Annotated in this window: 9 protein-coding genes; 8 read left to right on the plus strand and 1 reads right to left on the minus strand. The window is 47.2% G+C overall.

Translation table 11 applies throughout. The annotated features are described in order from the left end of the window. Nucleotides 1-2,137, minus strand: a 2,137-nt coding sequence (locus IM507_RS20625) for a hypothetical protein (RefSeq protein ID WP_287637647.1), incomplete at its 3' end; no start/stop codon positions are given. A gap of 1,133 nt (nucleotides 2,138-3,270) precedes the next feature. Between IM507_RS20625 and IM507_RS20630 the strand changes: the two genes are divergently transcribed. From IM507_RS20630 to IM507_RS20665, 8 genes are all read left to right on the plus strand, one after another. Beyond that, nucleotides 3,271-3,633 carry a hypothetical protein gene (locus IM507_RS20630; protein WP_287637649.1) on the plus strand — a complete coding sequence of 121 codons (363 nt, stop codon included), beginning with the start codon at nucleotides 3,271-3,273 and terminating at the stop codon, nucleotides 3,631-3,633. A 433-nt stretch (nucleotides 3,634-4,066) separates the two neighbouring features. Next, entirely contained in the window at nucleotides 4,067-5,401 is a 1,335-nt protein-coding gene (locus tag IM507_RS20635) for a phage portal protein family protein (protein WP_287637650.1), read from the plus strand. 452 nt (nucleotides 5,402-5,853) lie between these two features. Further along, nucleotides 5,854-7,206 carry a hypothetical protein gene (locus tag IM507_RS20640; protein ID WP_287637652.1) on the plus strand — a complete coding sequence of 451 codons (1,353 nt, stop codon included), beginning with the start codon at nucleotides 5,854-5,856 and terminating at the stop codon, nucleotides 7,204-7,206. A 26-nt stretch (nucleotides 7,207-7,232) separates the two neighbouring features. Next, nucleotides 7,233-8,546: a major capsid protein gene (locus tag IM507_RS20645; RefSeq protein WP_287637654.1), complete on the plus strand. Its 1,314-nt coding sequence runs from the start codon at nucleotides 7,233-7,235 to the stop codon at nucleotides 8,544-8,546. A gap of 28 nt (nucleotides 8,547-8,574) precedes the next feature. After that, nucleotides 8,575-9,681: a hypothetical protein gene (locus tag IM507_RS20650; protein ID WP_287637655.1), complete on the plus strand. Its 1,107-nt coding sequence runs from the start codon at nucleotides 8,575-8,577 to the stop codon at nucleotides 9,679-9,681. 93 nt (nucleotides 9,682-9,774) lie between these two features. Then, nucleotides 9,775-10,407: a hypothetical protein gene (locus IM507_RS20655; RefSeq protein ID WP_287637657.1), complete on the plus strand. Its 633-nt coding sequence runs from the start codon at nucleotides 9,775-9,777 to the stop codon at nucleotides 10,405-10,407. An 81-nt stretch (nucleotides 10,408-10,488) separates the two neighbouring features. After that, on the plus strand, nucleotides 10,489-12,297 hold the full coding sequence (locus IM507_RS20660) for a hypothetical protein (protein ID WP_287637658.1): 1,809 nt from the start codon (nucleotides 10,489-10,491) through the stop codon (nucleotides 12,295-12,297). A gap of 746 nt (nucleotides 12,298-13,043) precedes the next feature. Further along, nucleotides 13,044-14,869 (plus strand): hypothetical protein (locus IM507_RS20665; RefSeq protein WP_287637660.1); only part of this gene is annotated, 1,826 nt, incomplete at its 3' end.

Consider the following 14,869-nt stretch of genomic DNA (forward strand, 5'->3'; position numbering starts at 1 on the left):
CAGTGACCTGACCTATAGGCAGTGGGCTAGCAGTATCAGCTAAGGCACTCAGATTACTATAAGCAGTCTCATTATCCTTACTACGGCGTTGTGCAGCATTAACTATTGATATACCAGCGGCCTGCCTACCCTGACCAAAGCCATAGGCCAGTAAACGATTACTTGCTTGTGTAGAACCATAATTACGAGCCTGTGTAGGAGTAAGGAACGCGGCGAATGCACTATCATGTATCTCCTTTAACCTCTCGCGCACATCAGTTTTATAACGGCTATCATTCTGGGATTCGATAAACTTGAATAACACATCAGCGAACATAGGGCCCTGATCCACAATCTCATATAGCTTATTAGCGGCAAGATTAAGGGCCCCTCTGCGGTGTGCCTCTAGGTCTATTATGGGCAGGCCTCTCTCATCTACAGACCGCGCATAGGTAAGAAATATGTTAGATAGTTCCTCGAAGGCCACTCTACGGCGGCTATCAATACGAGATATACTCGCTAGGTCTCGTATACGATCTAGATCAGGGTCACTAGAGTAGAACAAGGAAGTCAGGTTACTAAGGCCCTGCTGTACTCTACTAGTACCCTCGTCCGTGGTTAGGTCAAGACCACTTACACCCAATAGCTTCTCGAAGAAGTTCATGGCACTCTGATACTGAGCGCCGGGGTCGCGCTGTACGGCCTGGGCGGCGCGTATATTATCAGGGCTATAATACCTCTGGTACTCCATAAGTGGGGCCCGCACTAAACGAGTAGTCTCACTCTCTAACGCAATAGAGCTCATGAGGCCCACTACTACATCCAGTGGATTAAGGCGTAGGCGTCTACGAGGATCTAGACCCACACCAAGACCATCACGTTCCATAGCCAGCTCCATACGCATTGTGCCAGTATTGAACAGCTCAGCTGACTCTATCTGACGACCCCCGCTTATATCTATGAAGGCGGCGGGCCCCCGTCCACTAGCGTTCTTATAGGCACCCCATCTATATACACGCTGAGTAGGTAGGCCCTTATTGAGTGTTAGAGTAGCGCCCTCTAGGTTAAGACCATCGTAGTCTCGCTGTACGCCTATAATCTCAGAGCCGACAGCCGCATTAACTCTCTCTATTTCGCTGATTAGGTCCAGTATGGCTCCTCTATCTACCCTATTACCATACATAGACCTACGGTCCCGACCAATATAAGGAGTCTCACCTATTCGTTGTATTCCCAGGGAGCTCTGTAATTTATAGAAGGCCCGAGCGTATTCTCTATTCTCTTCATCACGCTCCTCATCAGAAAGACTGAGAGGGCTTGTCCCCCCCACCCTATCGTAAATTATATTGATCTCCTGGTTAACGAGTTGGCGACTCAGGGGATCATCATTATCTGCCAAAGAATTAAGACCATAGTTACTAGATCCCTGACTACCACCTAGGATATCGAAGGCCTGACGATTGTTTATATTCTGCATGCCAGGCCCGGCCCCTTGATTTATGACATCATTCTCGTAGGTTGCCAGGTATGCCTTAACGTGGCTGCGCGGTACTGCGGTCGGCTCTATATTACCACTAGCTATAGCTAATAATTGTCGGGCCATACGCTGACGGCCTTCGAGATCTCCACTATAGAAACCATACGTGCTCAGCACGTTAGCCATATCACTAACATCAGTACCCCGGCTCTCCTTAATCCAGCGGGCCACGTCATAATTAGATTGAGATAACTCAGCAGCTAGTTTCTGGTTGCTCAGTAGTAAGCGGCTCATAGGGTCCTGCACATCCTCTCGATAGGTATGTACATCTACTCCTATACGAGCGCGACCCTCTATAACCAGATCTAATACATTAGCCTGGAGCTTAGAGTATTCCTGCTCTCTGGCTTGCATGTATGCCTGGTAACCCGATAGTGTTCTCTCGTGCTCAGGATTCTCTCCCATCTCTCCCTTAAGCTGACTTGCCATCAAGGACTTATCGTGCTTGAGCAGGAACACCTGATTGAGTACCATATAGAGGCGGCCCGTTTTACCGTCGATAGTAGGCCTATTAATGAGTTCACCTACATGTCGGCGTAGAGCAGTATTAACATCACCAGCACCACCTATACTATCCTGCCCCGTGAATAGAACTCTATCGCCACCATCTAATCTATCCATAACATCACGAGCCTGTAGGTATAACTTATCGGCCCGCGCCATACTATCAGGCAGTATACCCCTATCGGCATCCTGTATTTGGCTATAGGTCAGGTTAGTGCGTATAGTCCGCGTGAACTCTACATTAGAACCCGCCTGTTCTAGCGATTGTCCTAGTGGCCGCGTCACGTTCATCGTACCTATAAGAGCGGCCCTATCACTAACGAAGAACTTAGGGTGATTACGTCTATCAGCCCATTGGATATCTATATCTACATTACTCCCGAAGCGGTCCCGTAGATAAGACAGCCGCTTATAAAACATAATGTTGGGGCCCAGGATATCATAATTCTTACGAGAGTCTCCATCAGTCTCAGATGGAGCAGCCATACGAACTACCACACGGCCGCCCTGGCCACTACCAGCCATTCTCTCTACAGCTTCACCCACCATATCTATAGCACGCTCATTCTGGAACTGATAGATGTCTATACGCAGTTCTCTCTCTGCTGTATCTACTAGCGCGGCAATAGGTAGTAAGCCGGGCCGTACATTATAACCATCATCAGATAGTAGATCCAACATGCTAGAGCGATTCTCTAGTAGTAGGCGGCGTTCATCGTCTATGCCCTCTAGGTTAGACCGCATAGTGAGCTGATCTCGCTGGGCCATCCAATTAAGCATATCATCAGTCTGGGTACGGGCAGGAGTAGCTGTACCCCCCATACCTGCCATGTATTCGAAGTACTCCTGACGAGCGGGGCCCTCCATACTATCCCACAGACTCGAGATAGCAGCTCGACTACTACTAGTATCAACTACCCTATCATAGAAGGCATCAGCTAGCACCATCTCCATAGAGGCATCGGTACCAGGCGGTATAAAGTTAGGGTCCATTAATACTTCTAGAGGATTATAGCCCTGTAATAATCTACTGCGCGTATCCTCAGGAATACGGTAGAGAGCATTCCAACGAGCACTGTCATTAAATCGATTACTAGAGAATAGTGAGCTATTGATATCCATCAGTAGAGTACAAAACCTATTAAATAGAGCTATAGCTGAAAAACTGCCTACTTTAGCGGGCAGTGGCCTCATAGGATTATATCAATCAGCTTATCTGATATCTTATAGCACATACATGGAGAGACGTTATGCACACTATCACATTACCGAAGGGCCAATTCGAGGTTAGCTTCAAGCCGCCCCTGGTTCACGACCGTCGCGAGATGATCAAGCATTATAATAAGGAGTGCGGCCTATTACCTGAAGAAGTACTAGCTATCCGTTGTATTGTTAACATCAATGGCCGGGTCCTGGATAGCGATGCCTACGACTACGAACCCGATGGTATCACCGACGACTGGTGTGTCGAGGACCAACAATACTTCATGGAGCTATTCAGTACCTTATATCTCATTGACGATAAAGGGCGCGAGAAGGCCCAAGCGGAGGCAAAAAAGCTTATGGGTGTTTCCACGCGAGCTACGACTACAAAATCGAAGCAAGCCACCTAAACATTCATCTAACGTACTTCCACCTAATAAACACTGAGTTATTCTGTAAGAATGCCGCGCTCCAGCGTATAGCCGACCCTCTGCTACAAATTGCCGGCACTATATTCCCTAGTGCTAGGTTTATAGTATCGCCGTCACCTGACCCCTATCTACCCGTTATTAAACATAACTATGTAGTTCAGGTGGCGCAGAACTATACCAAGTACTATCAACTAGAGAAGTGGGTTATAATAGCTAGCGTCACTGGTATAGGATTGCAGGAGTTCATTCAGCAAGACGAATATATGCAGGAGGCCGCTTATCAAGCGGCGTCCAACTATATTCAGAATCAGAATAAGAAACAACAGCAATCCCTAGAAGAAATGACTAAATCTTTAGAGAATATGAACTCTAACCCACTATCTGATATTAAGAGACCCTCATTCTGGTGAATATGGAAGTACGTAATACCACCACGCCAGCAATACGCCGGCGCACTATCTACGCTATGGAGCACCTAGGCCTAGCCACTAGCTATCTATCTGAGGATGGTGGCTATAAACGAGCAGGCAAGCCTACCTACCAGCAGCTGAGTGCCTGGGATGAGGCAGCGCAGGCGGAGCCTATCATAGCGCAGGGCCTCGACTCTATAGCACTGAGCGTGCTTAATAAGGTCGGGCCCTATCAACACGGGGATAAACGCATTAAGAACTTCATAGATGACCAACTACGCAATAGAGCCAAGACATGGATATCTCATTGCGTGAAGTCTATTATGACGTATGGCTTCAGTCTAAGCGAGCAGATATACGCCCACGGCACGCGAGATAGTATGCCGGCTACGGTATTAGATGACATAGTTAATTATCACCCACTACAGGTCATGCTCATCACTAACGACAATGGCCGTATAGTAGATGGTGATACAGTAACAGCTAGTCAATACAAGTCGGGCTACTGGGTGCCTCTGCCTCCCTATAGAATAGGAGACCCCCCTAAGAGAGTAGACGTGGTAGGTAGTCATGTACGGCTCCCTAGTCACAAACGGCTATTCATTAACTACAACACTAAGGGTAATAATCCCTGGGGTACCAGTTGCCTCACTAGCGTGCTAGACTACTCTATCTTTAAGCGGGCCTTCCGAGATATGATGCTCATAGCTCTAGACCGCTATGGTACCCCTCTCATATACGTAATAGTGCCACCCGGTAATACGGGCGTAGTAGAGGAGGCCCCCGATGGTACAGAGATAACCACTACTATAGCGGAGCAGGCAGAGGACGCACTTCGGCGTCTAAGCACCGACTCTGGCTTAGTATTAACACAGCTCAGTAAGGAGCAGCCGGTACAGGTGGGGGCCTTAACTACAGGTAATAACTTCAGCGACTCATTCGAAAGAGCCATATCACTCTGCGATAACAATATGCTAATGGGTATGGGTATTCCTAACCTACTAATGCAAAATAGAGAGGCTACCTTTGGTACAGGCCGGGCCAGTGAGATTCAACTAGAGCTCTTCGATGGTAAGATCAACAGTATATTCGATACAGTGATACACGCCTTCACTGAGCAGGTCATAGGCAACCTAATCAGGTTAAACTTCGACCCCGCACTATACCCACTGGCCAACAACACGGGCTATATAACTCGTTTACCAGGGAGGGCTACTGATCTAGCAGCACTAATAGATGCCATTAAGCAGATGCACGACATGGGCTTCCTAGTAGATGGAGATAAGGACCACATCCGCTCTATTACTGGATTACCTGATGCCATTAGTTCTATTTAGGCTTTACGCGATGACGTAGATCGTTCTGCCGCGCTCGGTATGTTAGGTGCCAGTCTCGCAGTATAAGGTGTTTACAGTAACCTCGCTGAGGGCAACTACAGTCTGTGCCATGTATTTGATAAATATTACCACGAGGTGACTCTACTATCTCACCTCCCTCAACTGCAGTATAAGTGTAGCCCTCAGTTAGCATGCGGCCGGCCAGGTAATTATAATATGTAGACTCGAGCGTACCTTGTAGTAAGGAAGCTATATCTATTTTATAAGGCTTGGTACTCAACCCCTCATCGAGGTTGAATACCAGAGAGGTATCTTTAATAGTCGCATTACGAATACGGCGAACGAGAAGTCGCTCTAGAGCCTCTAAAGTCAATAATCTTTCTAATTGCATATTTCCTACCTTTAGTGATGTCAATTAATACAAGCTAATGAAGCCACTAGCAATTACGCTTATGCCCGAGACTATTGATACCTCTATTGTAGAGGATAATTTAAGTATAGATAACCCTACCTTCGAGATATCAGGGACCCCACCTAGCGCAGCCGAAGCCCCATTGGTTGAGACTACGCTTATCGAGGTTGAAGCGGCCAAGGAGTGCACTGATGACTTTTGCCCAGCCAACATAGAGCATAACGGGCCCAGACTATTCAGCTCAGCTGCCGTAGGAGACGCCAGTATAGAGCTATTAAAGGGTAAACTAAGAGTACCGCAGGCCAAGATAGGCACCTGGAAGCACAACACCTACGGTGAAGTAACCTTCACCATGGAGAAATTCACAGAGGCCATCACTAACTTCGAGAATGATGTACTAGGCTTTGAGCCATACCTTACATTTGGCCACCCTACTGAGAGCTCCGACGTTAATAGCTACGATGAATTCATAGAGACTGCAGAAGCACTTGATGGTCAGCGTAAGCGTGGGGACCTCGAGCAGTTACGCATTGAGGGCGACATGCTGGTAGGTTACTACACACCTAAGCCAGAAGCCTATGATGCAGTTAGCAGGGAAGAGTACGAATACAGCTCAAGCGAATTCATGACTAATTTCACTGATAAGAAAACAGGAGTTAATCGAGGAACTGTATTAATTAGAACTGCATTAACTAATGCTCCATTCATTCCTCATAGAGAAAAGGTAGTGGCACTTAGCCAGAGCCCACAAACAATAGCCGGAGCAGTGTTTAAATTAAGCGCAGTTATACCCGAACAAACAATTTCTAATCAAACAACTATGCCGGATGAGATTATTATGGAAACTCCCGAGACCGAGATCGATACTGTCCCGGCAACGGAGCCCGCACTAGTGGTGGCTAAAGATGCCCTTGATAACATGCGCCTTAGTCTAGAGGCGGCATACGAAGAGAAGCTAGCAGCTATGACTAAGGCTCAGTCTGATGTAATAGCTACCCTCACTAGACAGTTAGAGACTATCGAGGAGAAGCTATCGATGACCCAATCTGTAGCTCAGGCTTATTCTACTGAGGTGAGTGTTAGGGAAAAGGCCAACCGTACTAAGCGATTACAAAGCAGAGGCGTACCCCCTGCGTTAATTGAGCGTTTCAGTTTATTAGTCGATGCACTCCACGGCGGTTCTCGTGTTATCAAGCTCTCTACAGAAGCTGGCGGCGGCGAGCGCGATGTAACCGATGAATTAGAGGAGCTATTAAATATTGCTGTTATCAGTAAACCCGTAGAAGTACAACAGTATGGCCAGAGCGCAGCCACCCGCCCATCTGGTCTAGAAGCCCAGCTCCGCGAGCTAGCCCAGAAGAACTGGGATTCAGCTAAGAAATCCAAGGTCTAGTCCTAATTTACTAACTTCCCACTAATATGGCAGATATTCCGAGCCCCAACTTTCAAGCGCTTATCAGCAGCCCCTACTTAGTAGACAACACTACGTTCCCTCGGGAGCCTGTATACACTGAGTTAGCCCGCTCTATTCTCGCTAAGTTACCTGCGACCCCTCTCAGCACTGTATTCCCCGATGAGACTATTGCTGAGCGCATTGTCATTGCTGAACACGTCATTGAAGGCGTCGATACTATTTTCCCTGTGGTTGAATGGGGTGCACCTGACCTATTCGTTGATGACGATGGCTATACAGTGTATCGCCAATCCTACCAACCCCTTCCTATCCGTCAATCGATGTACATGAGTTATGCCCAACTCAATAACACTGTGAGAGAGGGTACTACTAATGAACGCGCTACTGCTGCTGAACAGATTGAGAAGAAACTCACCCGTCAAATGCAGAAGCATCAATTAACCTGGAACGTGTTCCAGGCTGCTATGATGCTCGGCGGCATCAATTACACTGATCCTCGTTCTGGAGTTCGTGTTAAGGCGCCCGCTTACATCCCCGCGCGTAACTTCTTTAACTTCAACACTACCCAAGGTTACCGTGGCCGTAATGAGGCCCGTTTATTCCGTAACCTCGTTGATTTAAACGCAGGCGGTACTCCCAGTTCAGGCATTCCTATCACTGATCCTCAGTTTGCTCTCTCTAATTTTGCACGTCGACTAAACCGTTGGTTTAAGGATACCAATAAATCGGATATCACCGATATGTATATGGGTCCCGAGATGCGTGACGTTATTCTCATGTCTGAAGAAGCTCGTCTCGCACAAGGCGGTATTATCCCTAGGCTCGGCGCAGTGTTTGGAGACAGCACAATTGAGTCCAGCGGCAGTGGTGGGTCCTTTGGCCCCCTCCCTCCTGGTGGATTAGGAACTGGCATGGGCCTAGTATTAGGTACCCGCGGCGAGATCCTCTCTATTGCGGGAATCAACGTTCACGTAGTAGATACTATCTACAAGGACCCAGTTGATGGCGTTGAGAAGCGCGTATGGCCTAAGAACAAAATTGTAGCTGTCAGCTTCCGCGATAGCAATGGTAACGTAGAAGCACCGGGTAGAACTCAGTATTGCTCTAGTGAAAACAGCATTGATAGCCCCGGCTTATGGACTCGTACTGTTACTGATGTTCCTCCTCCGGCAGCACCTGGTATCGCGGTTCAGATGGGTAATGCGGGTCTTCCCTACTTCAAGTTCCCCTATCGCGTCTGCCATGTAACTCCCTGTACCGTACAGCAAATCAATGAGCGTCTAGGTATCCAAGGAGACCTATTCTTCCCTGGTTTATAATTCCTCACCCCCCACATATCTTTAAACTATGTCTATCCACAACGTTTGGCAGGCTCTCCCTGGAGCGCGTAAGCCGATCTACGATACGCTGTATGTGTTGGGTGGGGTAACTACCGCCCCCACCGCAACTGTACAGGCCTCTCCTAACGAGGACACGATTAACTTCACTGGTGGGACCATCGAGTTCGATGGTATCCCTATTTCTCTTAATGGCTTATCTCTTGATTTTGGCGCTCTTGGTTCTCTTGTAGCACAAGGACAGCGCTTCGTCATTAGCGCAGTACCCAGTTACTTAGAACCTACTGATAAAACTGCTGCTGTCGCCGCTGGCGTCAATTACTTCGTTAACTACGATGCTAACCTTGAGGCCTACGCTGAGGTATTCATCAGCCCCGCTGCCGAGGCTGCTGTAGCTGCTCTTGGTGGTATCGATAATGTGCGTAACCGCGTATTCAAGGGATCGGCTAGCGCAGCTGATATTGTAGCCTTCAACAATTACGAAGAAGAGCGAGCTAAGAGTACCAGCCGTCCTTATGCTCCTTATCCTCTCGTTCCTTCTGGCGTGCGCCTAGTTCTCAAGGAAGTAATTCCCCAGACCAATGCAGCATCCCAGAATCTCTTAGAGAACATCACCTCTACTGCATTTCTCGAGTTGAGCGCTCAGGTACCTGAGTTCCCTGCAGTCCGTAAGGTATTTACTAAGGCCGAGGCTGTAGCCCGCTATAACACTGCTGGTAAATCCTTCTTAATTAAGCCCGGCACTGCGTTCCATTACGCCAACATTGGCAACGCTAACTCTGGCACTGCGGGTACTGTTGTTGCTGACATCAATAACATCAACGCTGTGTCTGGTACTCATGTCTCTGTGTTTGAGTATTACATGCCCAGCACTACTGCGTCTGCTCAGACTGGTAACGAACCAGCTATCCAGCGCGTATTAACTCGTTCTGACTCTGCATTACTAGGTCGCATCAATCCTATCTACTTAGCGAATGAGGCTCCTATGCGTAAGGTCGGAAAACCAGGTGACTCTCGCCTGACTAAATGGGCTGATCCCACTGACCTAGTTGAAGTGACTGTAGGCCCATCTGATGCTCTCACTATCTCCCGCACTATCTACAGAAGCTTAATCTAGTAGTGCGATGCTTATATAAAACGCTAGGATTTCTCCTAGCGTTTTATATTATGGAATGTGTTAAATTGTATATGATATCCATTTTCCAAATATATGACTACATTAGTACTGACCATTCTAAGTCCCTTTGACTATGAGTTCGGGGGCAAAAGTCGCGCTTACTTCACAGGAGATAGACCTCACTTCGACCTTAATGATGTACAGGCGAAAGAGGAGCTCAAGTTTCTAGTTAGCCCGCAGTCTATTCATCTAGATTACTTCTATCTCGATGAGTATCAACAGGGCTATAAGGAACTAATGGATGAAGTAAACCGCGAGGGCGCTAACTACGATTACATTGAAGGCGAGGTTACCCACGGCGTCTCTACTCAAGAAGAGAGTCTCATCAGTTATGAAGTATATGATATCCCAGTGGGTTTACCAGGAGAGCCTCTAGTACCTATTGAAGAAAAGGCTCCTGAGTTAGGAGAGTCTGGTATGCCTCCCGTAGAGCCTGAGATCTACGATGAAGATGATGACGAGACTACGGTCTTCCTGACAGCAGATGGAAAGGAGATTGAGGTTAGCACCGTTAACAGCCCTACCCTCATTAATGCTGCTAATTTAGATAGACGAGCCCAGTTAGAAAAACTGACATCTGACAAAATCAAGGATATAGCTGTAGAAAAGGGTATTCGTTTCATCGGTAAGGCGCGTACTATTGATGCCCTAATGAACCTTGAGTAACCGGAGGTTACATTGAACAGTTTTGGCCAGAGTGGTCCCATCCGCACCTATATAGAGACTAACCGCGAAGCATTCCTCGATATGGTAGTCTCTCACAGTGTTCTATTATCAGCCTATAGACGACGGCAGGATGAGGTAGTGGCTGTAGCGCTGCAACAGGCCTATCCGCGTATGGGCTTGATACTGAGCGCAGCCCGCGCTCTGGATAACACATATCTATTCGGCGATACGTATCCCATAGTATTCCAGCGAGTAGTCGAGATACTCAGTGATTCTAGCGGACCATTCCAAGAGGGTCTACTGGCCATAGCAGCTACTCTCACTGCTAGTCGTCTAATAGCCTCCATTCCTATTGATGCTAATGTTAGGAATATAACACTAGCGGAGAATCTAGAGAAGGCGGCTATAACCGATCTAGAGCGTATCATAACTCTCTATAAGGATGGTTTAGTATCAGGAGACGGGACACGAGAGCTAGATATTGATAAGGAACGTACTTTCTACTTTGCACTTAACCTCAACCTAGACTCACTATCCTATACTGACTTCACATCTATCAACCTAGATACGAGCCGGCCCAACTCACCAGTACGACAGTTAGAGACACTGCATATAGATAGCGATAACTATAGCTATGTATATCTCTACTTGTCTAATAAAACGGGCCCCACCGATGGATACGTAGTAAGTAACTCTAGTGCAGTAGAAGTTATAGTGCCTATGGTGAATGGCTACACTATTCACGACGTCATATCTAGTGTCACTATGGCTATTAATAATGCTACGCTAGGCGCACTAGACTGCACCAACCTATTAGTGGGCCCTAATAGTAAGAGGCCCCGCTCCGTACAACTGGACATAGATAGTAAAAGTTATTTCCCGAATGAATTACCTAAGCGCACGAGGGCCTCTGTATGGTTCGAGACGGTAGGTATGAGTCTGGGAGTACGACGTCACGATGCCACTATTGGTAAAGAGCTGGTGATAATGTCTGCCCATACTATAGCACTAAGCGCTATATTACCAGACTATATAGGCGAGTGGACCGCAGGCACTACATACGCTATTGGTAATGTAGTCAGATATAATGGCCTATTCTACCGAGCGCTAGTAGCAGGTCTAAATCCAGCCCCTCTCAACGCACGGTGGGAAGTTGTTACTATAACACCTGCCATGGCTATAACAGCCCGTACCTCTAGTGAGTATCACATCCCAGGGCTACTCCATAGTACGGAACCCGACTTTAGTTCTATGGGGGAATGGGGGGCTCGTTCTCTTATACTCGAGGTCAAGGAGGGTAATTATAAGGCTATGGAGCCCACACCGACTACCGATTATGAGCTCAATACGTTTTACTTCAGAACTACGGGCCCCTTAGAAGGAACCGTACGACTTCGTATTAGTAGTAGTCAGCCTACGGAAGAGAGTTATACATTCTTAGATACGGACGATACATTACTCATAGAGGTAAATGGTTTAACACCTATGGCACTAGTAGAGACTTTACTACAGGCTACATACTCTATAAGCCCTTATACTGGGGTACTAGGCGCTATACATATTGATAGAGATGGCGTGCCAGGCATAACCTTCACCTCCTTCAGAGAGTCAGCTCTTGAGATAAGGGAGATAATCGATCTACTAGCAGGAGATGATGGCTTCCCTAGCAAACTCGAGGTAGGAGTAGGGGATGAGGTAGCCAATAGATCAGCCTATACAACGAACCCCCGCTCTCTAATCATAATGGCTAAGAAGCAAGATAACTTGAATGAGAATAGGGCCACCATACTAGACCCTAATAAGAGGGGCGGTAAGGTAGTTAGAGTAACTACAGGAGATATGAGCCCGCGCCTCCAGGATGTATTTGACCGTCTCAGGAGACTAAAATGACAGATCTCAGGATAGAGAACTCACTATACGACATAAGCCGCCGTCTATTCACATATTTATCTAATCACCCTCTACTTTACTACCCACTAGTAAAGCACCCTGTCACTGGAGCCGCAGTGAATATAGAGTACTGGAGACAGGCAGCGGGACTAGCTACACAGTCGGGCCTCGTTTGTTCTATATTCCCTAATAATGAAGCAGAGACTAGCACACCTCATAGCTCTATGGGTTATGAAGTTAGTAGTGTATATAAACCCCATACTATGGGAGGAATGGGGGGCTATGAACAGGTCTGCTTTAACTTCATAATACGATTCTCTATGCAAGAGGTTAGCTTCGATGATCTCGATATAGAGGAGTGTCCTGTACTTATAACTGATAATTTAGAGCCACGCCTACAAGAACCCATAGTATCTACTGCTAGGCTGGCTATTAGTCCTCCACTAGCTATTATCAGTAACTACATGGAGCTAACGCGCCTTGCATTATACGATAATGAACACAGCGTAGCGCTACCAGGCGATAATATACAGGTACTGAGTAGTAATTACTCAACTAGTAAGTGGGAGGACAATGGTAATGTCTACTTTCATCAGGGTAGTCTACTAATAGCTCTAGATAGCTACGTCAGCAAGGGCTGGCGTGATAGATTAAGACAACCCTTAGAGAGATTTACCATACTAGATCCTACTTGAGTCTATCTAATAACTGATAAGACTATTAAGTCCCTACGGATATATAGATAAATGGCTCGCGCCCCCTTTATAGAATTTCAAGATACTAATGTAGGTTTAGCCTTGCCGCGGCCGAACGTATTAAATCGGATTGCTATCATAGATCGATTTAATCGGGGGCCGGCTAACCTCCTGACCTACATTGGTAACTTCTCGGACTTTGCGTATCGCTATGGCTCCGACACTAGTCCAGGTTCATTACAGTACCAGGCTGTATATGATCAATTCACTAATCCAGATGATGCTAACATTGCCCTAGTACGAGTTACTGGTCGGGGCCGCCCTGCTTCTGCGTCCCTCACATTCTCTGGTGTAGCGGGAGTTAATAACACTCTCAATATCCACACCAATTTCGTGGGAGAGGTTATTGCTCGCGAGGATGCACCTGCTGATATAGTGTGGCCTATGCTCACTAATACTGCCGTAGCGCCTGTAGTCAATAGTAAAGAGACAGTAGCCGCGACGGGCCCGTATACTGGTTCTACCAGTGGTCGATATTTCCTTCGCGTTGATGATGTCGCTGCTGGTGTAGCTACTATTAAATGGCAATTTGTACCACTGGGTCAGAATCCACTTAACTGGGCGGCTGTCACTACGGATATTGATGTTAATATCGCTGCTGGTGTAGATAATTCTAGTAACATTCTCATCCCACTAACTAGTAATAACATCAGAGTTCGTTTCGGCACTGTAGCCGGTACAGCCCTCAATATAGTAGAGGGTAATAGCTGGAGTATTAGAGTTAACAAGTATGTAGTCTCTGTGCCCATCTCTAACGGCGACCTACCTAACCAGATCGTCACTAGCCTGATTAGTGCCTCTGCAGGTATGGAGCCCTTTGGTGAGATTACTCGTAATGTTCAGGACAACGGAGTAGTCATTCAATTAGAACCCGCTCTCACTGGTTCTATCAGCAATCGCTTCTCGTTCTACGTAACGGCAGACGATAACACTGCTAATAGAGGCTTTACCACTAGTCCCGCATTAGTCACTACTATTCCGAATCCCGCTACTCATTTCACTTCATTCCAGGGTGGATTGGATGGTCCTCGTAGTGCATTCCGTGATTTCTATACCTTCAATGGTACCCCTCTCCTGCGCCTCCAGGCAGTCAGTGAGGGTAACTGGGGTAATCAAGTTACGGTTACTATCTATCCTGTGAGTAATAGCGAGTTTCGCCTTACTGTACAAGACCTAAATGGTAGTGCCTTCAACCCGCCTCTCGCTGATGAAGTTTACACTGTTAAACTGGAGGATACAAATGAATCAGGTGAATTAAATGCACTCCTCGATTCGAAGTTCATCCGAGGCTTCTTCTTACCTAAGGCCATCGACTCGATTAATTACGACGCCGCTCTAGTACGTCAGTCACCGCTGAGACTAGCGCCGCCTGACGAGAGTGAGACTGATGTTGAGAACCCTACCCACGTGGACTTCTATGGTCCTGATGTGTTGGTGGATGTAACACTAGAGAATGGATACGACGGGCCTCCTGTAACTAATGATGACTATGTCAGCATCATCCGTACTCTAGAGAACCAACCTGTGCATATTCTCCTAGTGGGCACTACTAACGTAGGTGTTCAACAGGCTCTTATTACTGAAGCCGAACGTGCTAGTGATAGTGATGGTCTTCGTATTGCAGTATTAGCTGCTCCTCCGCGCACTACCCCTACTCTGGCTGCCAGTGTTACGCGTGGATTTAACTCCACCCGTGCGGTTATGGTAGCAGGCTGGTTTACGTACGCCGGCCAACCTAATAGTAGTCGCTATGGCGTGCCTGGTGCTGCTGTTTACGCAGGTAAATTAGCTGCTATTGACTTCTTTGTCAGCCCTGC

The sequence above is a fragment of the Microcystis sp. M20BS1 genome, assembly GCF_020245305.1.
GTDB lineage: Bacteria > Cyanobacteriota > Cyanobacteriia > Cyanobacteriales > Microcystaceae > Microcystis > Microcystis ichthyoblabe_A.